This window comes from Thalassolituus pacificus, from assembly GCF_025318105.1.
GTDB lineage: Bacteria > Pseudomonadota > Gammaproteobacteria > Pseudomonadales > Oceanobacteraceae > Venatoribacter > Venatoribacter pacificus.
Map to the genome: position 1 here is coordinate 472,111 of NZ_JAOANI010000015.1, position 25,053 is coordinate 497,163.

The window sequence follows — 25,053 nt, forward strand, 5'->3', positions numbered from 1 at the left end:
GCCGGGGTTCTCTTGTTACCTGAATTCCTCGGACTTTTTCCCAATCAAACATCTGTGGGCTGTTGCAGCACTACATCGGCAAAAGCAGCGAGGTTATCAAACACCTGCGCCTGGCTCAGTCCGGCTGCGGCGAGTTTGGCGATGCTTTTCTCGCCTTTACCGGTGCGTACCAGTGCGGGTTTGCAGCCTGCTGCGACACCAGCTTCTAAATCGCGGATGGAATCGCCCACCATCCAGCAACCTTCTGCCGATGTGCCTAAGGCTTTTTCAATCTGATGAATCAGGCCGGGCAGGGGTTTGCGGCAGTCACAGCCATCATCCGGGCCGTGAGGGCAGAAGGCGATATGGGCAAACGATCCACCTTCGGCAGCGGCCAGCGCGTTCATTTTAGCGTGCATCGCTTCCAGGTCGGCAAGACTGAAATGTCCCCGTGCCAGGCCACTTTGATTGGTCGCAACAGCGATGGTGTAACCGGCTTTGCATAAACGGCCAACGGCGTCGGCACTGCCGTTAATCGGTAGCCATTCATCGACGGATTTTACAAAGTCGTCGGAGTCTTCGTTCAGTACGCCATCGCGATCGAGAATGATGAGTTTCATGGGGCAGTCTCTTCTGTAATGCCGGTGTCGTGCCGGAGAGATGTGGACGACATAACCGTCAACGGGGTTAACCAGGTGCAGCGCTGAATTAAAAATATGTCAGTTAGTGCCAGTCATGCTTTTCGGCTGATAACTCTGCCTGAGTCTGGCGGGCAATGATGCCTGCCGATAATGGCAAATGATACGCTCGGTTGGCCTGATCCTTCAGCAAAAACTGATTTCTCAGCAAAAGGAATATCACTATGGAAAGTTCATTTCGCCGGCGCATTGCCGGAATCTCACTGCTTAGCCTCGGGCTGTTACTCAGTGCCTGCGGTGAAAAAGCACAAACTGATGTGGTTGCAGCGCAAGCTCCTGATGCCGCATCCGCGAGCATGACCAGCGGCACCTGCAGCGGTACTTACCCGAGCTACTGGCAGGACCCGGCGGCCAAATTCAGCAATATGTGGAAAGGTCAGGAAATCAGCAACGTGCCGCCTGTCGACTGGCAGGGGCCGGTGTTCCGCATATCCGACAAGTATCCGCGTCAGCCGGTTGATGACCGTGCGGCACAGCCGTGGCGTGATGCACGTTTTGATGCGCTTTTTAACAGCGCGACTCCTGCGGCAACAAAAAAACAGCTGGCGTATGACTACAGCTGGCTGGTGATGAATTACATCCAGGAAGGCAACGTTAACCGTCCCGGGATCGAAGACTGGGATGTGTGTAACAACAGCGTGCGTCCGTGGTACAGCATTCCTTTCCAGACTTACGATGCGATGAGTGGCCGCGAATTTACCCATGGCCTGACTCGCGAAGCACCGGTTACCTTTTCCACGCCACAAGGTGTAATCGATACCACTATGTGGGCGGTTGGCTTCTTTAATGCAACGGCTGCTTATACGTTAGGCACTGTCTGGCAGGCGGATGGCACCGCGAAAATTCCGGCTAACGATGTGAGCTTTGATGAAGGTGCGGTGGTTGGTAAACCACTGTTCAATACCTCCACTCCGGAACAGTTACCGGTACTGGCGAATCAGCCCGCCTGGAATGCCAATATCTCCGATCCGTCATTCTGTAAATGCACACCTGCGCAGGGCAATGAGTGCACGCTGATTGAAGAAAGCCAGCAGTGTCCGCGCAGCACAACAGAGTGGAACGACGTGCGCCTGCTGCAGTTTGATTTTGCAGTAAAAGACAGCCGTGCGCCGGGCACACAATGGGTATTCGGCACCTTTGTTGCCGACGGTCAGCGTAAAGCCAAAGAAGCCGATCCGTGGCTGCGCATTAGTCTGTTGGGTGTGATGTGGGGTAACGATACGCCACCGGCTGGCAAGCTGGCTCATAATTATCCGCTGGATGTGAAAAAGAACGGTTTTATGGAAGAGGTGATCTTCTGGGATACCGTGAATGAACTGAATAAATACGGCGGCGCCAACCCGATGCAGCATATGGGACATTTAGGCTGTAATTATCGACTGAACGGCCCGGCCGATAATGCCAACAGCTCGTGCATGTCGTGTCATGGCAGTGCATCGGTACCGGACAGCAATTTTGATACGCCGCCGCTGCTGTCACAGTTTTCAGGTATCACCAAAGAATGCGTAACCCCTGATCCTGAAAATCCGTTAGTTGGTGTCGACCGCAGTGGCAGCAAAGCAACGGTGAATAATGGTGTCAGCTTTGCCAATATCGACAGTATTTATTTTGCCAATGTACCGGCTGCCGCACCTTTTAATATGACCGTTGAAACCGATAACGGGCCGGTTAACGTGATGGGCAATGGTGTACCGGATTATGCCAGTGGTCGTAAGAACTGGATTTCACTCGACTATTCCTTGCAGCTGTCTATTTCATTAACTCAATGGATGCAGTGGCAGGAAAACAGCGATGATCCGGCGCTGGAGCGGATTAACTTTAAAGAAATACGCCGTGGGGTGAAGGCTGATTAAGCCGGATTAATTTCGGTGGACGAAAATAAAAAGCCCGGCTGATTGAGCCGGGATTTTTATTAAATAGGTAAACTATCTCAGTTATTGAAGTTGTCGTTAGATTTAATACGAAGGTAATATTTCCCAATTTCTTTAGTGCCAAATTTAGCGGTGCTATAGACAGCGTTATCAAGCTTAGGGTGTGGGTAATTCAGAGAGCTATCCGGTAAGTCGGATGGATTTACGAGATTAATACTTAAATTTCCGCCTTCCATTAAAGCTCCATCAATAAAATACCGCATCATACTATCCGATCCAACATCCGTATTGCCAAAATCATCAAACTCTAAGCTAAATGATTGTAATGGCAACTCAGGGTTATCTATTGAAAAAGAAATCGATATAGTAGTTTTATCTTGTGATACGTTAAGGTCGTTAATATCAAGTTCTTCAGGTGCCGAAGTCAGTAAATTTTGCGTCAAACTGGGTTCAGACGTATAAGCATCGAGAGAAGAGTCATCACCAAATTGCCAGTTGGTTCGATAATAATCTCCACTTACGCGGAAGCTGGCTGGGACTTCAATATATTTGGAACCTTCAGCCATATAAATAGATAGTGGTAACTCCCATGTTTCATCACTCATGGTGTAGTCAAGATTAAAATCAAACCCGGTCGCACCGGTTGGTGCAGTTTTCATCTCGACTTCTTGGGAAAGAGTCGTATCAAGAAAATCGATAGTAAATGAGTCACCAGCTTTTAGTTCTAAGCCGGATTTTTTATAAAAATAGGCCTTATCATTTGTTTCATCGTAGCCGGTTGCTATAAATGTTCTCTCACCAGTGGAACCTTCTAATGTTGCCCAACCTGAAGAAGGTGAGATTTCGTCCACATAGGTCAGTCTCGCTTGTACGATGTCAATATCCGGATTAGACGATGAAAAAGTTACTTCTGAATTGTTGGCTGTTTTATCTTCGCAGTACCAGCTATGGTCAATGGTGTAGTCAGCGCCTGCACTCAGAACGTCGACAAATATTGCGGTATTTTGTTGGTCATCGATACACCAGGTCGCAATTTCAACCGGAGTATTTTTAGCGATATCCAGTGTCTTGATATCAGAACCAAGTTTTTCCCATGAACCGTCTGTTTTTTTCATAAAAACACCGTTAACGGGAGTTGTACCCAGGGCGATTTTGACCTGATCGGATGAACCATTAGTGTTGTCAGATCCACCCGATCCGCCACCACAGGCAGCCAGCAGAGCAATAGCAGAAAAAAGTGCAGTGTGTTTTAACATATTTCATCCTTTGAAATAGAAGGGTCGTGAATAAGAAAAGGCAGCCTAATTCAGGCTGCTTTTTAAAACTGTTACGCAGATCAATTAATAAATTAATTAACCCTGCAACAGCGAAATATCGGCGATACCGATAAACAATCCCTGCAGCTGCTTGAGTAGTGCGAGGCGGTTGTTTTTCACAGCTTCGTCGTCGGCCATGACCATCACGTTGTCGAAGAAGGCATCAACCGCCGCGCGCAGACCGGCAAGCTCGGTCAGCGCGGCACTGTAATCGCCCTGTGCCATTAATGGTTCAACAGCCTGCTGTTTGGTAGCAACCTGTTCGGCCAATGTTTTTTCTTCGGCCTGTGCGAGCAGGGCAGAATCCACTTTGGCCTCCACTTTGTCGCCACCGTTTTTCGCCAGAATATTCGACACACGCTTGTTGGCAGCAGCCAGTGCTTCGGCAGCGTCCAGTTTATTGAACGCGTGAACGGCCTGTACGCGGCGGTTAATATCCAGCGCGTTGGTGATACCCAGCGCACGGACTGACTGGAATACGCCCGCCGGAATACCTTCGTCGGCATACCAGGCGCTGAAGCGATCCAGCAGGTATTCGGTCAGCGTGGCTTTGGTGTCGGCTTTAGGTGCGGCAACCCAGTTGTTGTCGATAGTCCAGTCGATCAGGTCACCCAGATCGATGTTGATTTGTTTTTCAACCAGCAGACGCAACACGCCCAGTGAGGCACGGCGCAACGCGAATGGATCTTTGGAACCGGTCGGAATCTGGCCGATACCAAACAGGCCCACCAGGCTGTCGAGACGATCAGCCAGTGCAATCAGCGTACCGGTTTGGGTGGCCGGCAGCGCGTCACCGGCGAAGGCCGGCATATATTGCTCAACCATGGCGGCGGCCACATCGGCGTGTTCACCATCGTGCTCGGCGTAGTATTTACCGGCCAGACCCTGCAGGTCGGTAAACTCGTACACCATGCTGGAAACCAGGTCGTTTTTGCACAGCTGCGCGGCACGCTCTACCAGAGCACTGTCGGCACCGGTTACTGCGGCGATACGGCTGGCCAGCTTACCGATACGGCGGGCTTTATCGGCGATGGAGCCCAGGCCATTCACCCACACCACGTTTTCCAGCTTGGCGAAACGGCTTTCCAGTTTCTGTTTACGGTCGGTGTCCCAGAAGAAGGCCGCATCCGACAGGCGCGGGCGGATCACTTTTTCGTTACCGGAAATCACCTGCGCCGGGTCTTTCGATTCGATATTGGCGATGGTGATGAAGTTGGGCATCAGCTTGCCGTCTTTCATCACGTGGAAGTATTTCTGGTGCTCTTTCATGGATGACACCAGCGCTTCCGGCGGTACGCGCAGGAAGTCTTCGTCAAACGAACCGGCCAGTGCCACCGGCCATTCGTTCAGCGCGGTCACTTCGTTCAGCAGGTCGGCGTCGATAACGGCTTCGCCACCCAGCTCTTTGCCTTTGGCAGCGACCTGTTCGTTGATCAGCGCGGCGCGCTCAGCAAAGTCGGCCATCACATAAGCGGCACGCAGTTTGTCCTGATATTCCGCCGGATTAGCGATGGTGATTTCACCCGGTGCGTGGAAGCGGTGACCACGGGAAGTATTGCCAGCCTTCAGCCCCAGCACGTCGCCGTCGACCACGTCAGAGCCGAACAGCATCACCAGCCATTGCACCGGACGCACGAATTCAACGCGCGAAGCACCCCAGCGCATACGCTTGGGAATCGGCAGCTTGTCGAGGCTGTTTTGCACAATCGCGGCCAGCAGCTCGGTGGTTTGCTTGCCTTTGATGGTGCGCTGAATCATCAGCTTGCCATTGTCACCGGTCTGCAGATCGGCTGCGGTTGCACCGGCACGTGCGGCAAAACCTTCGGCGGCTTTGGTTGGTTTACCATCGGCGTCAAAGGCGATATTGGCTGGCGGGCCGTAGAGGATTTCTTCCTGGTCTGCCTGCTGGGCTTCGAGTGCTTCGATGCGCACCGCCAGACGGCGTGGTGCGGCGAAAGAGACAACGGCGCCAAAATTCAGACCGGCGTCTTTCAGACCTTGTTCGATGCCGGAGGTGAACGCGGCAGACAGGGTTTTCAGCGCCTTCGGTGGCAGCTCTTCGGTACCCAGTTCAACCAGAAAATCCCGACTTTCGATTTGAGAGGCACTCATTATTTGTTCTCCTGGGCGGCGGCTTTGGCAGCGGCTTTTTCTTTATCGGCCAGATAGCGTGCGAGGACGTCGGCACGGTTGGCTTCGGTTGCCAGTGGGAAGCCTTTTTCGGCGCGGCTGTTGAAGTACGCCTGAGCGACGGAGCGGGCCAGGGTGCGCACGCGCAGGATATACCCCTGACGCTCGGTGACCGAGATGGCACCACGGGCATCCAGCAGGTTAAAGGTGTGTGAGGCTTTCAGTACCTGCTCGTAAGCGGGCAGCGGCAGACCGGCTTCGATCAGGCGCGCACAGGTTTTTTCGTATTGGTCAAAGGCGATGAACAGGAAATCGACATCGGCGTGTTCAAAGTTGTAAGCCGATTGCTCCACTTCGTTCTGGTGGAAGACATCGCCGTACGTCACGGGCGTGCCGTCCGGGCCGTAGGTCCACACCAGGTCGTAGACCGAATCCACTTCCTGCAGGTACATGGCAATACGCTCAAGACCGTAGGTGATTTCGCCGGTTACCGGGAAACACTCAAGGCCGCCAACCTGCTGGAAGTAGGTGAACTGAGTCACTTCCATACCGTTCAGCCACACTTCCCAACCCAGACCCCAGGCGCCCAGAGTTGGCGATTCCCAGTTGTCTTCAACAAAACGGACGTCATGCACCAGGGTGTCGATGCCCATTACGCGCAGGGATTCGAGGTATTTGTCCTGAATATCCACCGGATTCGGCTTCATCACGACCTGAAACTGGTAGTAGTGCTGCAGACGGTTTGGGTTTTCGCCGTAACGGCCATCGGTCGGACGACGGCTTGGCTGCACGTAAGCAGAGCTCCAGTTTTCCGGGCCAATGGCGCGCAGGAAGGTCGCGGTGTGAAAGGTACCGGCGCCCACTTCCATATCCAGAGGTTGGTTAATCACACAGCCCTGTTCGGACCAGTATTCCTGCAGGGCGGCAATCAGGCCCTGGAAGGTTTTAACGTTGTGGCGACTCTGACTCACGGTGGAATTCCTGTGTTGGCACGGCCAGAGCTTGTTCAGACTAAGTGAATCAGGCCCTGAATGCTGTTCGCAAAATAAAAAGACGCCGGATTATAGCAGCGATGCGCCCCGAGAACAGGGGCAGCGTGCGGGGTCAGCAAGTTCGGGGGGTTGTAATCGCCGGAGGGGTTTGTCAGGGTAAAAAAGCATCGTCCTGCCACAGGCAGGGCGGATTTCCGGAGTTGCTCTGCGTGTGTTTCGTGCGCTGGCGGGCAAAGGGCCTGAACCGCTCTGGCATAACATGGAGGCTTTATGACCACTTCACCGGACTCTGTCCGCAAGCAACAACCATCGCCGCTGGCCGAACATAAGGCGGTGCAATCGACCGTGCTGCTGCCGGTGTTTATTCCTACGGTTCTTATTGCCGCGTTGCTGATCATCGGCACCATCGCCAATCCGCAACTGGCCGGTGAGGTGTTCAGCAGCGCACTGAGCTGGATCACCAGCACCTTTGGTTGGTTTTACATGCTGGCGGTGGCGATTTTTCTGCTGTTTATCGTCGGGGTGGCGATATCCGGCTGGGGCAATATCCGCCTCGGGCCCGACCATGCCGAGCCGGAATACAGCTTTCCGGCCTGGTTCGCGATGTTGTTTTCGGCGGGCTACGGCATTGCGCTGTTGTTTTTTGGCGTGGCTGAACCGGTGCTGCATTATTCACAACCGCCGATGGGCGCGGCCGAAACCATTCCGGCGGCGCGCCAGGCGATGCAGATTGCGTATTTCCACTGGGGTGTTCATATCTGGGCGATATACGGTCTGGTTGGGTTGGTGCTGGCCTATTTTGCGTTTCGTCATGGCCTGCCGTTGTCGATCCGTTCGGCGTTGTATCCGTTAATTGGCGAGCGCATTTATGGGCCGCTGGGACATACCGTGGATGTGTTTGCGATTCTCGGCACGTTGTTTGGTCTGGCGACCACACTGGGGTTATCGGTGGCGCAGATTAATGCCGGCATTCACTACCTCTGGCCGGCGGTGCCGGTTAGTACCACGGTACAGGTGATTGCGATCTTCACCATCACGCTGGCGGCGACGGCCTCGGTGGTAGCGGGGATGGATAAAGGCATTAAAAACCTGTCGATGCTGAATATGACGCTGGCCATCTTCCTGATGGTGGTGGTGTTTTTCATTGGCCCGAGCATTCATATTCTGGAAACCTTTCTGCAGAACACCGGCGATTATCTGAGCGGACTGGTGGCGCGTACCTTCAATCTGCAGGCTTATTCGCGCAGTGACTGGATTGGCAACTGGACGCTGTTTATTTTCGGCTGGACCATCGCCTGGGCACCGTTTGTGGGTTTGTTTATTGCCAAAATCAGTCGTGGCCGCACCATCCGGCAGTTTGTCTTTGGCGTACTGGCGGTACCGACGTTGTTTACCTTTCTCTGGTTTTCGATTTTTGGCGATACTGCGCTGTATCTGATTATGAATGAAGGCCTCAATACCCTGATTGCCGATGTGCAGGCTGACCACGCCGTGGCGCTGTTTCAGCTCTATGATCACTTACCCTGGTCGTCGTTCTTATCGCTGATTACGGTGTGTCTGATCATTACCTTCTTTGTAACTTCATCGGATTCCGGCTCATTGGTAGTCGATTCCCTCGCCTCTGGCGGGGCGCTGGAAACTCCGCTGTGGCAGCGCATCTTCTGGGCTTTTCTGGAAGGAACCATCGCCGCCGTCTTGCTGTTGGCCGGTGGCCTGAGTGCGCTGCAAACCATGACCATCGCCAGTGCGCTGCCGTTTGCCGTCATCATGTTGCTGGCCGTGTTGGGATTGTGGCGGGCGTTAGTGATTGAAGGGCACCGTGCTTCGAGCCTGAACTCAAGCGCGTCCACCCGCCCGCATCAGCAGCAGAGCCAGTGGCGTCGGCGTCTGGCGGGTCTGGTGGATTTCCCGGATGCCACACGCGTTGATGGCTTTATTGCCACCACCGCAGTACCGGCGCTGGAGCAGGTCTGCAAAGAGCTGGCGCAGCACGGCTGGCAGGCTGAGGTTGGGCACGATACCGCGCAGGCCAGAGTCTGGTTGCAGGTGCAGGGCGGTGACGAGGTGGACTTTATCTACGATATCCGCCGCACACTGCAGCCTTTACCGGCGTATAAAACCCCGGCAGCCGGTGAGCAGTTTGCCCGTGCGGAGGTGTATCTGCGCCGCGGCAGTCAGGGTTATGACCTGTATGGCTGTGATCAGCAGGAGGTCATCCGTGATTTGCTTGATCAGTTTGAGAATTATCTGAACTTCCTGCACATCACCCCCGGGCACCTGCCCTGGGAGACGGCGGGTTACGATGAGCTCAGCACCAGCACGGAGGCCGTTCAGAGTAAGTGAACGCTGACCGACGCACCGCCTTCCTTGCGGTTGGCGATGCGTATGCTGCCGTGTTCTTCGCCTTGTTTGTGGTGGCTGGCAATCAGTTCAACAAAGAACAGGCCGAGGCCTGAACCTTCGTTTTTGGTGGTGTCTTTTTCACCGGCAAGCACAGCTTCATCAAAGCCGTGGCCATTATCGTCGACGCAGATGGTGAGGCCATTACTGTCGTCGGCGGTCAGGCGGATTTGTGTGGCACCGGCCTGAGCGCTGTTGGTGATTAAGGTAATTAGCGCCAGATGAATCAGGGTTTCGTTATAAAAGCCCTGGCAGTCTTCACCGATATCGTTGGAGAAACGGATACCCGGATATTGCAGGCTGGTGGCTTCAATGGCATCGGCGGCGGTGTCGCGTGGCCAGGCATCGTCCATCGGGAAATGGGATTTTTGTTCGAGACGAAATAAGGTCACCATTTGCATGGTGTCGTTTTTCAGGCGATTGGTGCGCTGCAGAATCGGTTCAAGGTGCGTGTGATAGCGCTTGGGAATGCGCGCCAGTGCTTCCTGCTCGTAGTCGAGCAGTGCCTGCAGCTGATTTTTCAGATCGTGTACGACAGCACCGACCAGATGTTCAAATTTCATGGAAACTTCCTGTGCCCTAAAGACCTGCGGCCCGTTTCAGGCGCATAAACGTGCCCTTCAGACGCTCGTAGCGTTCATAACGTTCATCGTTACTGCCAATTTTGCCAATACGCTGGAAATAACGGTAGCAATCTTTCAGCTGACCGATGTCTACCTGGGTATTTTCGATCAGGCTGATTTTGGCCTGGATAGCATTCAGCAGCACGCTGACGCCCGCTTCTTCATAAGAGGCGGCTTCATCGAAGGCGGCGATGGCTTCGTTAAATTCACTTTTTTCATAGTGGCTCACGCCACGGGCATTGAGGGCTGTAGTGTGATCACGGATGACCATTTGGTTGAGGCTTTCTTCCAGCGCCTGCAACTGGTTGAGTTCGTGACTGCCCATTCCCTGCTGCTGCAGTTTGCGTATCAGTTGCTTGGCTTTCACGTGCTGACCGGTGTCGATGTAGGCTTCGGTCATTTGCAGTTGCTGTTCATCGCTGGGATTTTTCATACGCTGCAGAATCTCTTCGGCACGCTGGGCTGAAGCGCGCGCTTTATCTTCTTCATTCAGCGCGTTGTAGGTTTTGCCTTCAATGATGCTGGTCTCGAACATGATGCTGTCCTGACCGGCGTAGTCCTGGCGCAACTCATCAATGGCCTTAAAGGCTTTTTCGACCCGTGCGCGCTGCTCGCGGCTTTGTTCGCCGGGTTTTAATTCGTGGCGCACGGTATGGGCAAACTGCAGATAGTTTCTGGAGTTTTTATAGCAGGAGTGACGACCGAGTTTGATGGCTTGTTCAAAGGCGGCTTCCGCTACCGGAAAATCGCCGTTGCTGTACGCCAGTTTGCCCAGCTCCATTTGGCGCAGCACGGCTTTGGGGGAAATTTCTACCGCCTTCTCCAATTGTTTCTGCGCGCCTTTGGCATCACCCAGACTGAGCAGAATCGTGGCGGTCCAGTCATAACACTGCACATACATAGGGTGAGCCGTCAGCGTTTGTTTGAGCAGCGCCAGGGCGCTGCGCGAATCACCGAGAAAATGCATGCAGATGGCCTGGCCAAGGCGCGCCCAGGATACCGAGCGCTTGTTCAGCAGCTCGGAATACACTTTGATGGCTTCGTTATAGCGCTTCTGGCGGATGTAGAGTTTGCCGAGAATGCGGGTAACAGGAATCAGCAGCTTAGGATTGTTGTCGAGCACGGCGTTGGCCAGATCTATGGCGCGATCGTTTTCACCCAGATCAATGGCAGTATCGACTTCCAGTAACTCCAGCTTGGTGGTGAGGATGCGGGTCAGGCGTTCACGCAGCATATTCAGGGTAAAGGGCTTGGTGATGTAATTGTCGGGCTCATATTCGAGCGCGCCCATGACCATTTCTACGGCATTTTCACCGGTAACCAGAATAAACAACGCGGTTGAACGCAGGCGGTTGCAGTAGCGCGCTTCTTCCAGAATCTGCTGGCCGTCTTTGCCTTTGCCGAGGTTGTAGTCGGACAGCACGATGTCGTATTCGCGCTCCATGATAAATTCCATGGCTTCACGGCCGTCAGTGGCGGTATCTATTTGCGTCGCGCCAAGGATGGTAATCATCTTTTTCAGTGCGCTGCGGGCTTCTACCAGATCATCTACAACGAGGATGCGTTTTTCTTTGAGGGCGAGTTCAAGATTAATCATATGAGCGGTCATTTACGTGATGTTCTGAGTCTAGCAGAGCAACCGATGGATGCTGTTGCCGGGCCTATGTTTGTTGTCTCTGCGTCGTCTCAGTTGTGCCTGTTGCATGAGACAGGCTGCAGGTACACTTCAGGCTCTGCAGAGGAGTTGCATGTTGAAATCTCTTTTAGGCTACATACTGATCGGACTGATTAAGTTAGTAGGACTGACACCGTTAAAGACGGCGCAAAAGCTGGGGCGGGGTATCGGCTGGCTGCTCTGGTTTTTCCGCAGTCGTGCCCGAGAGGTGACGCGGGTAAACCTCAGGCTCTGTTATCCGGACATGGCACCTGAGCAGTGTGATCAGCTGGCGCGTGATGCTTTGCTGCACAGCGGTATGACAGCGGCAGAGATGGGGCCTTTCTGGGGTTACAGTCAGCAGGAAGGCCTGAAACTGCTGAACAAGGTTCACGGTGGTGAGCTGCTGGACAGGGCGCTTGCGGATGAACAGGGTGTGTTGCTGCTGATTCCGCACCAGGGAAATTGGGAGCTGACGAACAACTTCATCTCGGGCCAGACCCCGGTAACCTTTATGTACCGGCCGCTGAAGAATCAGGTATTTAATGACTGGATGGTGAAGCGGCGGGAGATGCTGGGCTGCAATCTGGTTCCGACTACCGGGGCCGGAGTAAAAACGCTTTTTGACGTATTGCAGTCTGGTGGGGTCGTGGGCTTTTTACCCGATCAGGAACCCAAGCGCCGCAGCGGCGTGTTTGTGCCTTTTATGTCAGTGCCGGCACTGACGCCCAAATTGCCCGGTGAGCTGCTGAGAAAAACCGGCGCGATTGCCCTGATGCTGTGCGTTGTCCGGCTGCCTGAGTCGCAAGGCTTTGATATCCATATTTCTGAGCCCCCTTCAGATATTTACGCGGACGATCCCGAAGTGTCGGCAACGGCCATGAACCTGGCAATTGAGCGCTGTATCGCGCTGTGCCCTGAGCAGTATCAGTGGGAATACAAGCGCTTTAAGCATCGTCCCGAGCATGCGCTGAACCCTTACGCCAAAGCCGGGGTTCCCTGATTCCGCAGCGCTAGCCGGGCTTTGCCTGGCCATATTATTAATCTTTAAGAACAGTTCTGATCCTGTGCCGGTCTGTTGCATGAAATGTGGTAACCGGTACACTGCGACTCCCGCACAGGAGTCGTATTGTGAAATCGATTATTGGTTATCTGGCGATAGGGCTGATCAAGCTGCTGTCCCTTACTTCTCTCTCTCTGGCACAAAAAGTTGGCCGTGGTCTGGGCTGGCTGTTATTGAAACGCCGTACCCGCGCCCGTGAAGTGGCCCGTCTCAATCTGTCCCTCTGTTATCCACAGCTGAGCGAAGCAGAACGCGAAGATCTGCTGGCTGAAACGCTGGCAGAAAACGGCAAGATTCTCGCCGAAATGGGGCCGATGTGGGGCTACGCGCCCGAGCGGGCAGCAGGCCTGATCCGCAATGTTATTGGCGAAGATGTGCTTGATGAAGCGATCGCTGATCCCCGTGGCCTGATTCTGCTGGCGCCGCATCTGGGCAACTGGGAAATCATCAACAACTACATCTCCACTAAATGTCCGATCACCATCATGTATCGTCCGGCCAAAATACCGGTATTCAATAACTGGATGGTTGCCCGCCGTGAAGCGGTGGGTTGTAAGCTGGTGCCGACCACCCGGGCCGGTGTAAAAGGGTTATTTGATGTGCTCAATGACGGTGGAATGATCGGCTTTCTGCCGGATCAGGAGCCGCAAAAGAAAAGCGGCGTGTTCGCGCCTTTTATGGGCATAGAAACCCTGACGCCGAAATTACCGCATGACATGCTGAAAAAAACCGGTGCCATAGCCATTTACGGTTTTGCCAAGCGCCTGCCCAATGCCGAAGGTTTTGATATTTATTTCATCCGTGCAGATGACGATCTGTACGCTGACGATGTACGTGTGTCGGCTACGTCAATGAACCGCAGCATTGAAGAGTGTGTTTCGCTCTGTCCGGCGCAATACCAGTGGACCTATAAGCGTTTTAACCGCTTCCCTGAAGGCGGGCCGACGCGCTACCGGATTGCGAATATCCCATAAGGTGTCTGAATTATGTAGCGGGCTCTGGTCTGAAGCGTACAGGCGCTATTGATTGCTGTCGTCTTTATCCTGCGGATGGGATGCTTTGGTGAATCGTCGCAGCAGATGCATCTGTTCACCAAAACGGCGGCAGCCAGAGCAGATAAGGGTGTGAACTTTCAGCTCGGCCTGCTCTTTAAGGCTGAGCGGGCGCTCCTGGGCTTCAGACATCAGGCGTGTGGCCTGCTGACAATTCATCATGCGTTTTCCCCTGCACCAAACCAGTGATCTTCCAGACATTCGCGCAGCCGCAGCCGCGCGCGGTACAGCAGCACATGCAGGTTGCTTGTTGTCAGTTCCAGTGCCGCACAGATTTCCTGGCTGTCCAGTTCGATAAATTCCCGCATCATAAATACCCGTGCCTGTTCTGCCGGGACCGCATCAAGACAGCGGTCGAAGACGCGCCAGAAGTGTTCATCGTGCACCAGTTGCTCTGGTGCATCCCAGCGCTGCGGACGCTCATTTTTATGCCAGTGTCCGCGCTCATCAAACAGTTGGTCGTCGGCCAGGCTGCAATCCTTACAGTCGTCGATATCGGTCATTTGTGGTTGGCGGTAACGGCCTCGCAGGGCGTCTGCAATTTTGTTTTTCAAAATGGCAAACACCCAGGTTTTAAGACTGGCGGAGCGGTTGAAGGCGGCGGCATTTTTCAGTGCGCCGGCCAGTGCTTCCTGCACCACATCTTCGGCCTGTTGTTCGTCGCTGAGTTGCAGGCGGGCGAAGCTGAGCATCTGCTGGCGCAGTTCGGTCAGCTCTTCGTTATCAGCAAAAGGCCGGGGATTATTCATGCTCAGCTGCGCCAGAACGTCGGGCTGAGCAGTACCAGTAAGGTGAAAATTTCCAGACGGCCAAGCAGCATGGTCAGTGCCAGCAGCCATTTCGCGGTGTCGGAAATATTGCCGTAATGGGCGGCGACATCGCCGAGACCAGGGCCGAGGTTATTGAGGCAGGAACCCACTGCAGAGAAGGCGGTTACCTGATCAAGGCCGGTGGCCATCAGCGCAAGCATCATCACCATAAAAGTGACGATATAGACGGCGAAAAATCCCCATACAGCATCCAGAATCCGGTCGGGTACGGCACGGCGGCCGAGCTTAATGGGCATCATGGCATTGGGATGAATCAAACGGCGGATTTCGCGCACGCCCTGTTTGTAGATCAGCAGCACGCGGATGACTTTCATACCGCCGCCGGTCGAACCGGTGCAGCCACCGATAAAGGCCATCATAAACAGCAATACCGGCAGAAAGACTGGCCAGCCGGCAAAGTCGGCGGTGCCGAAGCCTGCGGTGGTGGCGATGGACACCAGTTCAAAGACACCGAAACGGATGGCTTCCGGCAGTGCGTAGGTGTTGGTCAGCCACAGCGCCGAAATGGTCAGCAGGGCACCGCCAGTCATTACCAGCAGGAAGAAGCGTACTTCCGAGTCCTGCCAGTAATGGCTGAGTGTACGGTTGCGCCAGGCGAAAAAATGCAGAGAGTAATTGATGGCCGCAGTCAGCATAAAAAACACGCAGATGCCTTCAATCAGAGCGCTGTCGAAATGGCCGATGGAGGCGTCATAGGTTGAGAAACCACCAATGCCTACGGTGGCAAAACTGTGGGTAATGGCATCAAAGCCACTCATGCCGGCAAACCAGTAAGCCAGCGCGCAGCTGATGGTTAAGAAGGCGTACACGTACCACAGGGCTTTGGCGGTTTCGGCAATGCGCGGGGTCAGTTTGGAGTCTTTCAGCGGGCCGGGCATTTCCGCGCGGTAGAGCTGCATGCCACCAATCCCCAGCATCGGCAGAATGGCGACCGCCAGTACGATAATCCCCATGCCGCCCAGCCATTGCAGCTGCTGGCGATACCAGAGAATGGATTTTGGCAGGTATTCGAGGCCGGTCATCACTGTTGCACCAGTGGTGGTCCAGCCGGACAACGATTCAAAGAACGCGTCGGCAAAACTCAGGCCCGGCTGTTCGGCAATCATAAACGGCAGCGTACCGGCCAGCCCTAACGTCAGCCAGAACAATGCGGCAATCAGGAAGCCGTCGCGGGTGCGCAGGTCGTTATTGGCATTTTTAACCGGTAACCAGGACACAAAACCCAGGCCAAAGGTCAGCACCAGGGCGATGACGAAGGCTTCGGTGGCACCGTCGTTGAACCACATCGACACCAGAATCGGTGGCAGCATGGTCATGCTGAACAGCATGAGAAAAATACCAAGAATGCGTGCAATAACCGCAAAGTGCATGGACTGCTCCGCTCAGAAGAAACCGAGGCCGACCTGGAACAGGCGCTCGACATCCGGAATATGGCGTTTTTTCATCACGAACAGGATGACGTGGTCATTGGATTCCACCACCACATCAGAGCTCGCCATAATCACTTCTTCACCGCGCACAATGGCACCAATGGTGGTACCCGGTGGCAGTTTGATTTCGCGGATTTTTCGCCCCACCACTTTGGACGAGCTGCTGTCGCCGTGGGCAATGGCTTCAATCGCTTCGGCAGCACCGCGGCGCAGTGAGTGAACATTCACTACGTCGCCACGGCGTACGTGGGTCAGCAGGCTGCCGATGGTGGCCTGTTGCGGAGACAGCGCCACGTCGATCATGCCGCCTTGGACCAGATCGACATAGGCCGCTTTATTAATCAGGGTCATCACCTTGCGTGCACCAAGACGCTTGGCCAGCAGCGACGACATGATGTTCACCTCGTCATCGTTAGTCAGCGCACAGAATACATCGGTGTTTTCGATGTTTTCTTCTTCCAGCAGCGCTTTGTCGGTGGCGCTGCCCAGCAGCACCACGGTTTTGCTCAGATTTTCACTGAGGAACTGAGCGCGTTGTTCGCCGTGTTCAATCAGTTTGATGCGGTAATCACGCTCCAGCGCTTTCGCTAGGCGGTAACCGATATTACCGCCGCCGACGATCATCACCCGCTTGTAAGAGTCTTCTTCGCGGCGCAGTTCACTCATTACCTTACGGATATGCTCTTTGGCGGCAACGAAGAAGACTTCGTCGTCGGCTTCAATGATGGTGTCACCGGTTGGCTCAATGGCTTTGTTGCGGCGGAAAACGGCCGCCACGCGGGCATCAATGTTGGGCAGGTGATCTTTCAGGTGATGAATCGCCTGACCGACCAGCGGGCCGCCGTAGTATGCGCGGACAGCAACCAGCTGCACGCGCTGATCGGCAAAATCCAGCACCTGTAATGCGCCGGGATACTGCAGCAGGCGGCTGATGTAGTTGGTCACTACCTGCTCGGGGGAAATCAGAACGTCGATCGGGAAGGCATCATTGCGGAACAGCTCGGCCTGCTTCAGATACTGGCCGGAGCGGATGCGGCTGATCTTGGTCGGGGTGCGGAACAGGGTATAAGCGACCTGACAGGCGACCATATTGGTTTCGTCAGAGTTGGTGACGGCAACCAGCATGTCGGCATCATCGGCCCCGGCATCACGCAGAATACTGGGATACGAGCCACGACCAAGTACGGTTTTAATGTCGATGCGGTCCTGCAGCTCGCGCAGGCGGTCGGCATCGGTATCGACCACGGTGATGTCATTCTGCTCGTTGGCCAGGTTTTCAGCCAGTGTGCCGCCGACCTGACCGGCTCCCAGGATAATAATCTTCATGCTGCACATCCTTGTGCAGCACCCTGACGGGCAGCCTGCGGCTGTGCAAAAAGGCGTTCCTGCCTTTTTGTCATAAATTCGCTCAGTTTCCAGGGCATTCTGTTACGCATGTGTTCCGGCTCCTTTGACAAGCAGGGCGTAGTAAAAACCGTCGTGGCCGTTGCGTTGTGGCAGCAGCTGACGCCCGGCATTACAGGCGCTTCCCCAGCAAAAGTCCAGCGTCTGCAGTTGTGCGTCGGCATTGGCATCGGCAAAGCGTTGCATTTGCGCGCTGTTTTCTTCCGGCAGCACCGAGCAGGTGGCATACAACAGCCGCCCGCCAGGCTTCAGTAATGACCAGGTGGTATCCAGCAATTGCGCCTGAACCTGCGCCAGTTGGGCGATGTCTTCACGACGACGCAGCAGCTTGATATCCGGATGACGACGGATCACACCAGTGGCCGAGCAGGGCGCGTCGAGCAGAATGGCGTCGAACAGTTCACCATCCCACCAGACGTCGGGCGTGGCCATATCGGCACACACAACCTCGGCGCTGAGTTGCAGGCGGGCGAGGTTTTCATGCACCCGTGGCAGGCGGTTTTGTTCAATATCCAGCGCTACGACACGGGCGTCTGCGCTTTCTAGCAGATGGCAGGTTTTACCACCGGGAGCGGCGCAGGCATCGAGAATGCGTTCGCCGTCCTGCGGTGCCAGCAGCATGGCGGCCAGCTGTGCGGCTTCGTCCTGCACGCTGAAATCACCATCGGCAAAACCGGGCAGGGCGGTGATATCGCAGGATTCCAGCAGATAAATACCAACGGCGCTGTGTTCGGCGGCATGGGCTTCGATACCGGCTTGCTGCAGGCGCTCAAGGTATTGCTCACGGCTGCCGTGGCGCTGATTTACGCGCAGGCACAGCGGTGGGCGCTGGTTATTTTCGTCGAGAATGTCCTGAAACTGTTCCGGCCAGGCTTTGCTCAGCATTTTCACCAGCCATTTCGGGTGGCTGCTGGCGGTGACCGGGTTTTCGTCCAGTGGTGGGGTCAGGCTTTCGTATTCGCGCGCGTAACGGCGCAGGCAGGCATTAATAACGGATTTGGCGTAACCCTTGCCCAGCTCTTCGCAGACTTCGACGGTGGCGTGCACGGCGGCGTGCGGTGCCTTCTTCTGAATTTCCAGCTGGTACAGACCGATGATCAGCAGGGCAAATAAGTCCTGATCTTCTTCGCCAAAAGGCCGGCTGAGCAGCATTTTGGCCAGTGCGTTCAGGCGCTGAAAATGACGGCAGCTGCCCAGTGCCAGATCGCGCAGAAAGCCACGGTCGGCGAGTTCAACACGCAGTTCCAGCGGTGGCAGGCATTGGTTAAGGGATTGTCCGGCGAGGACGGCGCTGAGTGCCATGGCCGCCGCACGGCGGGCACTCAGGGTGGTGTCTTTGGCTTTACCCCAGGGCGAGGTTACGGCGGTCAAAGTTGTGACGCCAGCATGTGGTGCGGCTGAAACAACTGCGGCTGACCGTTAATCACATCGGCCACGTTCATGGCTTTTTTGCCGGCTAACTGTACCTGAGTGATACGTAATACTCCTTCGCCACAGGCGATTTCCAGACCATCGGCGCTGACGTTGGCGATAGTGCCTGGCAGCAGCTGACTTGATTGTTCAAGAGCTTCGGCCATCAGCACGCGGATGCGCTCATCGCCAAGCAGGGTGTAAGCCATCGGGAACGGGTTAAAGGCGCGCACGCGCAGCGCAATTTCTTCAGCCGGTTGTTGCCAGTCGATTAACGCTTCTTCTTTCAGCAGTTTATGGGCGTAGTTGGCCAGTGCATCGTTTTGCTTTTCCGGCTGCAGGGTTCCGGCTTCAAGCTGTGCCAGGGTATTCAGCAGAGCGCCCGGCCCCATCTCTGCCAGACGATCATGCAGGGTGCCGCCGGTATCGTCAGCCAGAATACCGGTGGTGACTTTGCTCAGCATGTCGCCGGTATCCAGACCCTTATCCATCTGCATGATGGTGATGCCGGTCATTTTGTCACCAGCTTCAATGCAGCGCTGAATCGGCGCTGCACCGCGCCAGCGTGGCAGCAGTGAGGCGTGGACGTTCAGGCAGCCGTGTTTTGGTGCGTCGAGTACGCTTTGCGGAAGAATCAGGCCGTAGGCGACCACGATCATGACGTCGGCATTCAGGCTTTTCAGCTGTTCAACATCAGCCGGGTCTTTGAAATTCAGCGGCTGGTAAACCGGCAGGCCGTTATCCAGTGCAACCTGTTTAACGGGGCTCGGCTGCAGCTTCTTACCGCGTCCGGCCGGGCGGTCGGGTTGGGTATAAACGCCGATCACTTCATGCTCGCTGTTGATCAGCGCCTGCAGATGGATGGCAGCAAACTCCGGCGTACCGGCAAAAACGATACGTAATGACATTACTGTTTCCCTGAGCGGGCTTCGAGTTTGTGCTTCTTCTCGAGTTTGTCTTTGATGCGGTTACGCTTCAGCGGCGAAATATAATCGACCATCAGTTTACCTTCGAGGTGGTCGGTTTCGTGCTGAATACAGACTGCCAGCAGACCACGGCATTCCATTTCAAAGGGTTTGCCATCACGGTCGAGGGCTTTGACCAGGCAGTGCTCAATACGGGTAACCTCTTCGTAGAAGCCCGGTACCGATAAGCAGCCTTCCTGCATGGATTCCATTTCGCCGTCGAGCACGGTGATTTCCGGGTTGATAAACACCAGCGGTTCGTTCTTGTCTTCCGACACGTCGATGGTCACGATGCGCTCATGCACATTGACCTGCGTGGCCGCCAGACCAATGCCCGGTGCCTGATACATGGTTTCGAACATATCATCAACGATGGCCCGCACGCGCTCGTCCACCTCAGCCACTGGCACGGCTTTGGTACGTAAACGGGGATCCGGGTATTCTAAAATTTCGAGTATGGACATAGAGTTGCTGTGCTTTTATAGAACTAAGTGGTCGTGACTTGCTAAGATGGCTGCCGAACAGTGATTTTCAATGCGCGATCGCAGATCCGCTAATAATAAAGGGAATACAGGATGAGCAAAACCATCAAGCGCATTCTCGTTGCTGGTTTGATGTGTCTTTCAACCGGTGCCATGGCGCTGGATCTGAAATCGGATGCGCCACAACGCTATGTGGTTAAAAAGGGCGATACCCTTTGGGATATCTCCGAACGCTTTACCAATGATCCCTGGCAGTGGCCGGAAATCTGGTATCAGAACGGTCAGATCAAAGATCCGCACCTGATTTTCCCTGGTGATGAAATTGGTTTGGTCAGCATTGATGGTGAAACCCGCGTAACCGTGACCAAACGCGGCGAAGGCAGCCGTACGGTGAAGTTATCGCCGGGTACGGTAAAAATGCAGCCAACGGCACGCGTAGAGCCGATTGAATCAGCCATTCCTGCGATTCCTCAGGACGCCATCCGTGGTTTTCTGCGTGAGCACCGCGTCGTTGCGCCGGAAGTGCTGGAGAAAGCACCGCGTGTTCTGTCCGGTACCGATACCCGCATCCTGATGGGTGCTGGCGGTAAAGTGTATGCGCGCGGTGATTTTGGCCCGCAGGTTTCCAGCGCTTACGGCGTGTTCCGCAAAGGTCAGGTATACCGTGATCCGGAGAGCGGCGAAGTGCTGGGACTGGAAGCACTGGATATCGGTATGGGCCGCGTATTGGCGCATGACAATGATATTGTCACGCTGGAACTGGAACGCACTAACCAGCAGGTTTCCGTTGGTGACTTGCTGTTGCCAACCGAAGATCGCGATCTGATTGCCAACTTCTATCCGAAATCTCCGGATCGTGCCGTAATGGGACAGATTCTGGCGGTATCCGGTGGCGTCACGCAGGTTGGCCAGTACGACGTGGTGGTGCTTAACCGGGGTGAGCGCGATGGTCTGGAGCCAGGTTCTGTGCTGCTGATTAAAAAAGCCGGTGCCGTGGTGTATGACCGCGTGGCCGCCGAGCGGGTTCGCCTGCCTGAAGAACGTGCCGGCAGCCTGATGGTATTCCGCACCTTCGAAAAACTGTCTTACGCATTGATTATGCGTGCCACCCAGCCGCTGCGTGTCGGCGACAAGGTGGAATCCCCGAACCAATAAGGACTGTTTATGCTCAGGGACGAGCTGTTACTCGCCTGGTGGCGTCTGGCAAAACTGCCGGGCGTCGGCAGCGTTACACTAGGCGACATCCGCCAAAATCTTTCCCGTCCGCACGATCTTTTATCCTGCACCGCTGCGCAGCTGCAATCTTTTGGCCTGAAGGCCGATGCTGCTGCGCGCTGGCTGGATGATCCTGCCCTGAGCGATGGTTTTGATGTGCTGCAACGCTGGCGCAACCACAACCGTTGTGGCGTATTGCTGGCGGGTGTGGCTCCGTATCCTGAAACGCTTGCCAGTCTGCGCGATGCGCCGACCTTTCTTTATTATCACGGCGATCTGGCCTGTTTCAGTCAGCCGATGATTGCCATGGTCGGCAGTCGTAACCCAACCCCTTATGGCGCGGAATGGGCGCAACAAACAGCCAGTCAGCTGGCGGCGGCTGGTCTGACGGTCGTCAGTGGCATGGCGATTGGTATTGATGGCGCAGTGCATCAGGGAGCGCTTAGTTGTGGGCGCACCATTGCGGTACTCGGCAGTGGCCCGGATGTGATTTATCCGCAGCGCCATCTTGGGCTGGCGCAGATGGTGATGCAAAAAGGACTGTTGTTGTCGGAGTTTGCCCCGGGAACAGAGCCCCAGGCCAAACACTTTCCTTCCCGTAACCGCATTATCAGCGGTCTGAGTCTGGGCACTGTAGTGGTTGAAGCGGCGATTAAAAGTGGCTCGCTGATTACCGCGCGGCAGGCCGCAGAACAGGGGCGCGAAGTTTTTGCCTTACCCGGTGCGGTGACCAATCCGCTCAGCCATGGTTGCCATCAGCTGATCCGCGAAGGTGCCTGTCTGGTGCAAAACGCACAGGATGTATTGCAGGAGCTGAACCTGTTGCCGGAACAGGCGCAAGCACAGACACAACTGGAATTCGACGAGCCGACGGCATCGGCAGATGTGCCGATTGTCTTACCACCGACAGCGACGGCTGCAGTGCGGACTGAAGTACCACAACTGGTTACTCAGGTGGATTACAGTGCGACCAGCACCGATGTGATTGCCCTGCGCAGTACCTTACCCATCTCGCAATTATTACCGCAACTCCTCGATCTCGAATTGCAGGGCTGGCTGGCACAGGTGCCAGGTGGTTATATGCGGCTGAAGTAACAGCCGCAATTGCCCCTACAAACTATTTAGCAGCAGAAAAATAAACAGCGCAATCAGTAGCAGATAGCCGATCACGATCTGTACATACTGCGACTTGTTTTCCCCGGCTTTATACCAACGGCCAAAAGCAAAAATACGCTTATTCTTCAGGCCACTGATCAGTACACCGATCACAGCAACTAATGCGATGCTGATGAAATAAGGCAGCCATGCAGTATCGGCAGATGTTGGCATTGCTGTCTCCGGTATAAAAGATAAAGCTGTTGGTTACTGGCCTCTGTTCAATGGTCAGGAATTTTGACTGGCAATAACAATCAACAGACCGATAAACAGCCAGAGCAGGATTTCCAATACCAGAATGTTCTTTTTGCGCATAAAACCCTGAGGTCTGAATTTCGCTTATGGCGTGACGATCAGCGCTGCCACAGCAACGAAGCAACAAAATACAAAGGTAACGGCATAAATATCCAGCCCAGTGCCAGGTTGCGGATACGGCTGAGCTGACTCCGGCTTACCTGGCCTGAATCCGGAAAGCTTTTCAGATCGCCGAAGCGCTGCTGCCAGAACCAGCGCAGCTGGCCGGATGGCAGAAAAACAGCGCCGGTTGCCAATGACAGCAGCACAATCTCTGTACGGATATATTCAGCGCCACCGATAAAAATCAGCGGCGTGATAATGGCAAAAACCGGTGCCAGCAGATGATTAATCAATGGCCACCGGCGGCCATTGGTTTGCTCTTCCAGATAGCACCACCACTTAACCGACATCAGCGGCAGAATAGCAAGCAGAGTACTGCCTGCCACCATTCCCATTTTCTGCACAAATGAATCACTGGTGATGCTGCTGATATTCAGCCAGTAAATCAGAGCGCTCAGTATAAGCCAGAGGAGAAATCTGATTCTGATCAAAACGACGTTTCTTTTTTATAGAGAGTAACAAATAAGTGAATAAAACCATGCTGAGTACTGAAAGTGAAATGCTACAAGCGATGTCATCAAAAATGATAGGTAGGCAAACACCAAGAACGATCCAGAGGAAAAAATAACATCCAGATTTATCATTATCTACCATGTCTGAACCGCACAGTTTACATGGAAGCCTGTTCTGCGAATCAAGGTCCATAGAAAATCTGAATCTGTAAAGAATTCCATGATGACAGCCACAATTAAAGCAGATTACTCAGTTGGTTTTGACATTATCTATTGGCCAGGGGCATCTGCTACACAACTCCATCAGTGTGAAAAACACGAAGGACTGAACAGCCAGCCAAGCACTAATATCAGGGCAAACACCATACTTCCCTGGGTTAGATTGTATATAGCGCTCCCCATATCACCCTTCGAAGGCTTAAATGAAAGGAGCGCTATGTATATAAACCCGGGGACAATGGCCATTAAGATAACCTCTTCCGAGGTTAACGTTGGCCAATACTGGGTTTTATATGGAAATACGAATAATTTGTAAAAAAAGCTTAAAACTACCCCATACCCATAAAACCATAACAAGTGGTGATTCTTCTTTCGTTGAATGAACCACCAATATATAAGAATAAACAGCACACCCAGGGCCGCCAAAGACCATGTATTTTCGAATGAAAGACTCTGACACAATGAACTTAGCCACATATCCAATGATCCTGTTCTGACTGTGTCAGGTTGCTTAATAAAAAATACAGGTTGACCTGTGTAATAGTCCAGGTTTTCTGACCTTCTGCAACTGAAAGCAATAAATCTTTAACTATATTGATGCCGTTCGATAGACTGCCTTTGGTGCTTAACATTTCATTCGATATATCCATATATACCACCCTTCGGGCGACATTACTGTGCAAAGCTGCTCCTGCTGTTTTGTGTTCAGAAACAAGATGCACCATCGTACTCATGCCTGTACAAGAAGTACAGTTGTAAGCCATTGCTGGGTATTTTCTAAATTTTCAGGGCTCGCGCCAGCAGGTTAAGCACTCATGCTATTCGCCGTTAATCGATTTATTCTGCACCTCATAGTCGATGGTGAACTGGGGATTCAGTTTACTATAAAAAGAGTTAATCCAATTTGTTTATCGTGGATAATTCGGTAATTTTTCAGGATTTATAAAGTCTGGGTTAAAGTGATGAGAATCAGATGTGCCTTAAATTTTCTTTTTAATGAAAATATAAATCAAAATGCTGAGTAGTATTACGAGTATGCTGGCAGAAACCCAAAAGAACGTGTCATTCTCTGATGTAATTACATATCCTGAAACTGAATGTGTGTAAATCTTACCTTCGCACAGTTGGTAAAAAAAATAACCAAGCAGTACGATGGAAGCAAGAGAAATGCCAAAGCTATCATTAAGATCTTCAGGTTTCTTAGTCAATGCCATTGTCATCCAAGTAGATTCAAGCTTCCAATAAAAGTAGCTTGCAAAAAATTAACACTATTTTAAACAAAAATCCACACAGCTA

Annotated in this window: 22 protein-coding genes; 6 read left to right on the forward strand and 16 right to left on the reverse strand. The window is 53.7% G+C overall.

Annotated features, from left to right (window positions below; translation table 11 throughout):
• Window positions 1–44: 44 nt before the first annotated feature.
• A complete protein-coding gene (gmhB, locus tag NYR02_RS09320; RefSeq protein WP_260976090.1) occupies window positions 45–599 on the reverse strand; it encodes a D-glycero-beta-D-manno-heptose 1,7-bisphosphate 7-phosphatase in 555 nt (184 codons plus the stop codon).
• 242 nt (window positions 600–841) lie between these two features.
• On the opposite strand from gmhB, the gene NYR02_RS09325 reads away from it, so the two are divergent.
• Window positions 842–2,530 carry a hypothetical protein gene (locus NYR02_RS09325; RefSeq protein ID WP_260976091.1) on the forward strand — a complete coding sequence of 563 codons (1,689 nt, stop codon included), beginning with the start codon at window positions 842–844 and terminating at the stop codon, window positions 2,528–2,530.
• Between the two features lie 77 nt (window positions 2,531–2,607).
• On the opposite strand, the gene NYR02_RS09330 is transcribed toward NYR02_RS09325, so the two are convergent.
• From NYR02_RS09330 to glyQ, 3 genes are all read right to left on the reverse strand, one after another.
• Entirely contained in the window at window positions 2,608–3,804 is a 1,197-nt protein-coding gene (locus NYR02_RS09330; protein ID WP_260976092.1) for a hypothetical protein, read from the reverse strand.
• 96 nt (window positions 3,805–3,900) lie between these two features.
• Entirely contained in the window at window positions 3,901–5,976 is a 2,076-nt protein-coding gene (gene glyS / locus NYR02_RS09335) for a glycine--tRNA ligase subunit beta (protein ID WP_260976093.1), read from the reverse strand.
• A complete protein-coding gene (gene glyQ, locus NYR02_RS09340; RefSeq protein WP_260976094.1) occupies window positions 5,976–6,965 on the reverse strand; it encodes a glycine--tRNA ligase subunit alpha in 990 nt (329 codons plus the stop codon). The genes glyS and glyQ overlap by 1 nt, the downstream gene beginning before the upstream one ends.
• A gap of 291 nt (window positions 6,966–7,256) precedes the next feature.
• Between glyQ and NYR02_RS09345 the strand changes: the two genes are divergently transcribed.
• Window positions 7,257–9,329, forward strand: a complete 2,073-nt coding sequence (locus NYR02_RS09345; RefSeq protein ID WP_260976095.1) for a BCCT family transporter — start codon at window positions 7,257–7,259, stop codon at window positions 9,327–9,329.
• Here NYR02_RS09345 and NYR02_RS09350 read toward each other — a convergent pair.
• Both NYR02_RS09350 and NYR02_RS09355 read right to left on the reverse strand, forming a co-directional pair.
• On the reverse strand, window positions 9,317–9,949 hold the full coding sequence (locus NYR02_RS09350; RefSeq protein WP_260976096.1) for a sensor histidine kinase: 633 nt from the start codon (window positions 9,947–9,949) through the stop codon (window positions 9,317–9,319). The two genes, NYR02_RS09345 and NYR02_RS09350, sit on opposite strands and share 13 nt — an antisense overlap.
• A 16-nt stretch (window positions 9,950–9,965) precedes the next feature.
• Window positions 9,966–11,606 (reverse strand): tetratricopeptide repeat-containing response regulator, encoded by a 1,641-nt coding sequence (locus NYR02_RS09355; RefSeq protein WP_260976097.1) that lies wholly within the window; start codon window positions 11,604–11,606, stop codon window positions 9,966–9,968.
• A 151-nt stretch (window positions 11,607–11,757) separates the two neighbouring features.
• Here NYR02_RS09355 and NYR02_RS09360 point away from each other — a divergent pair, with 151 nt between their 5' ends.
• The gene (locus tag NYR02_RS09360) at window positions 11,758–12,666 is read left to right on the forward strand and encodes a lysophospholipid acyltransferase family protein (RefSeq protein WP_260976098.1); all 909 of its coding nucleotides are present in this window, start codon (window positions 11,758–11,760) and stop codon (window positions 12,664–12,666) included.
• Window positions 12,667–12,794: 128 nt separating this feature from the next.
• Window positions 12,795–13,700, forward strand: a complete 906-nt coding sequence (locus NYR02_RS09365) for a lysophospholipid acyltransferase family protein (RefSeq protein ID WP_260976099.1) — start codon at window positions 12,795–12,797, stop codon at window positions 13,698–13,700.
• A 45-nt stretch (window positions 13,701–13,745) separates the two neighbouring features.
• On the opposite strand, the gene NYR02_RS09370 is transcribed toward NYR02_RS09365, so the two are convergent.
• From NYR02_RS09370 to def, 7 genes are all read right to left on the reverse strand, one after another.
• Window positions 13,746–13,940, reverse strand: coding sequence for a zf-HC2 domain-containing protein (locus NYR02_RS09370; protein ID WP_225691293.1), 195 nt, complete (start codon window positions 13,938–13,940; stop codon window positions 13,746–13,748).
• Window positions 13,937–14,527 (reverse strand): sigma-70 family RNA polymerase sigma factor, encoded by a 591-nt coding sequence (locus NYR02_RS09375; protein ID WP_260976100.1) that lies wholly within the window; start codon window positions 14,525–14,527, stop codon window positions 13,937–13,939. The genes NYR02_RS09370 and NYR02_RS09375 overlap by 4 nt, the downstream gene beginning before the upstream one ends.
• 2 nt (window positions 14,528–14,529) lie before the next feature.
• Complete coding sequence (locus NYR02_RS09380) at window positions 14,530–15,978, reverse strand: TrkH family potassium uptake protein (RefSeq protein WP_260976101.1); 1,449 nt, start codon at window positions 15,976–15,978, stop codon at window positions 14,530–14,532.
• A 12-nt stretch (window positions 15,979–15,990) separates the two neighbouring features.
• Window positions 15,991–17,364, reverse strand: a complete 1,374-nt coding sequence (gene trkA / locus NYR02_RS09385) for a Trk system potassium transporter TrkA (protein WP_260976102.1) — start codon at window positions 17,362–17,364, stop codon at window positions 15,991–15,993.
• Window positions 17,365–17,466: 102 nt separating this feature from the next.
• The gene (gene rsmB / locus NYR02_RS09390; protein WP_260976103.1) at window positions 17,467–18,813 is read right to left on the reverse strand and encodes a 16S rRNA (cytosine(967)-C(5))-methyltransferase RsmB; all 1,347 of its coding nucleotides are present in this window, start codon (window positions 18,811–18,813) and stop codon (window positions 17,467–17,469) included.
• Complete coding sequence (fmt, locus tag NYR02_RS09395) at window positions 18,810–19,760, reverse strand: methionyl-tRNA formyltransferase (protein ID WP_260976104.1); 951 nt, start codon at window positions 19,758–19,760, stop codon at window positions 18,810–18,812. Before fmt ends, rsmB begins: the two co-directional genes overlap by 4 nt.
• Window positions 19,760–20,281 carry a peptide deformylase gene (gene def, locus NYR02_RS09400; RefSeq protein ID WP_260976105.1) on the reverse strand — a complete coding sequence of 174 codons (522 nt, stop codon included), beginning with the start codon at window positions 20,279–20,281 and terminating at the stop codon, window positions 19,760–19,762. The genes fmt and def overlap by 1 nt, the downstream gene beginning before the upstream one ends.
• A 111-nt stretch (window positions 20,282–20,392) precedes the next feature.
• Here def and NYR02_RS09405 point away from each other — a divergent pair, with 111 nt between their 5' ends.
• On the forward strand, window positions 20,393–21,454 hold the full coding sequence (locus tag NYR02_RS09405) for a LysM peptidoglycan-binding domain-containing protein (protein ID WP_260976106.1): 1,062 nt from the start codon (window positions 20,393–20,395) through the stop codon (window positions 21,452–21,454).
• Window positions 21,455–21,463: 9 nt separating this feature from the next.
• Window positions 21,464–22,609, forward strand: coding sequence for a DNA-processing protein DprA (dprA, locus tag NYR02_RS09410; protein WP_260976107.1), 1,146 nt, complete (start codon window positions 21,464–21,466; stop codon window positions 22,607–22,609).
• A 15-nt stretch (window positions 22,610–22,624) separates the two neighbouring features.
• Here the strand turns inward: dprA and NYR02_RS09415 are convergent, their stop codons facing one another.
• The 3 genes from NYR02_RS09415 to NYR02_RS09425 all read right to left on the reverse strand — a co-directional run bounded on the left by NYR02_RS09415 (window position 22,625) and on the right by NYR02_RS09425 (window position 24,482).
• Complete coding sequence (locus NYR02_RS09415) at window positions 22,625–22,843, reverse strand: hypothetical protein (protein ID WP_260976108.1); 219 nt, start codon at window positions 22,841–22,843, stop codon at window positions 22,625–22,627.
• Window positions 22,844–23,022: 179 nt separating this feature from the next.
• On the reverse strand, window positions 23,023–23,517 hold the full coding sequence (locus tag NYR02_RS09420; RefSeq protein ID WP_260976109.1) for a hypothetical protein: 495 nt from the start codon (window positions 23,515–23,517) through the stop codon (window positions 23,023–23,025).
• A gap of 707 nt (window positions 23,518–24,224) precedes the next feature.
• Window positions 24,225–24,482: a hypothetical protein gene (locus NYR02_RS09425; protein WP_260976110.1), complete on the reverse strand. Its 258-nt coding sequence runs from the start codon at window positions 24,480–24,482 to the stop codon at window positions 24,225–24,227.
• Window positions 24,483–25,053: the final 571 nt, after the last annotated feature.

Excerpts from the sequence above, each read along its gene's own strand:
- gmhB (WP_260976090.1), bottom strand. The coding sequence starts at position 599 with ATGAAACTCATCATTCTCGATCGCGATGGCGTACTGAACGAAGACTCC.
- NYR02_RS09325 (WP_260976091.1), top strand. The coding sequence starts at position 842 with ATGGAAAGTTCATTTCGCCGGCGCATTGCCGGAATCTCACTGCTTAGC.
- NYR02_RS09330 (WP_260976092.1), bottom strand. The coding sequence starts at position 3,804 with ATGTTAAAACACACTGCACTTTTTTCTGCTATTGCTCTGCTGGCTGCC.
- glyS (WP_260976093.1), bottom strand. The coding sequence starts at position 5,976 with ATGAGTGCCTCTCAAATCGAAAGTCGGGATTTTCTGGTTGAACTGGGT.
- NYR02_RS09345 (WP_260976095.1), top strand. The coding sequence starts at position 7,257 with ATGACCACTTCACCGGACTCTGTCCGCAAGCAACAACCATCGCCGCTG.
- NYR02_RS09350 (WP_260976096.1), bottom strand. The coding sequence starts at position 9,949 with ATGAAATTTGAACATCTGGTCGGTGCTGTCGTACACGATCTGAAAAAT.
- NYR02_RS09355 (WP_260976097.1), bottom strand. The coding sequence starts at position 11,606 with ATGATTAATCTTGAACTCGCCCTCAAAGAAAAACGCATCCTCGTTGTA.
- NYR02_RS09360 (WP_260976098.1), top strand. The coding sequence starts at position 11,758 with ATGTTGAAATCTCTTTTAGGCTACATACTGATCGGACTGATTAAGTTA.
- NYR02_RS09370 (WP_225691293.1), bottom strand. The coding sequence starts at position 13,940 with ATGATGAATTGTCAGCAGGCCACACGCCTGATGTCTGAAGCCCAGGAG.
- NYR02_RS09375 (WP_260976100.1), bottom strand. The coding sequence starts at position 14,527 with ATGAATAATCCCCGGCCTTTTGCTGATAACGAAGAGCTGACCGAACTG.
- NYR02_RS09380 (WP_260976101.1), bottom strand. The coding sequence starts at position 15,978 with ATGCACTTTGCGGTTATTGCACGCATTCTTGGTATTTTTCTCATGCTG.
- trkA (WP_260976102.1), bottom strand. The coding sequence starts at position 17,364 with ATGAAGATTATTATCCTGGGAGCCGGTCAGGTCGGCGGCACACTGGCT.
- fmt (WP_260976104.1), bottom strand. The coding sequence starts at position 19,760 with ATGTCATTACGTATCGTTTTTGCCGGTACGCCGGAGTTTGCTGCCATC.
- def (WP_260976105.1), bottom strand. The coding sequence starts at position 20,281 with ATGTCCATACTCGAAATTTTAGAATACCCGGATCCCCGTTTACGTACC.
- NYR02_RS09405 (WP_260976106.1), top strand. The coding sequence starts at position 20,393 with ATGAGCAAAACCATCAAGCGCATTCTCGTTGCTGGTTTGATGTGTCTT.
- dprA (WP_260976107.1), top strand. The coding sequence starts at position 21,464 with ATGCTCAGGGACGAGCTGTTACTCGCCTGGTGGCGTCTGGCAAAACTG.
- NYR02_RS09415 (WP_260976108.1), bottom strand. The coding sequence starts at position 22,843 with ATGCCAACATCTGCCGATACTGCATGGCTGCCTTATTTCATCAGCATC.
- NYR02_RS09425 (WP_260976110.1), bottom strand. The coding sequence starts at position 24,482 with ATGGTGCATCTTGTTTCTGAACACAAAACAGCAGGAGCAGCTTTGCAC.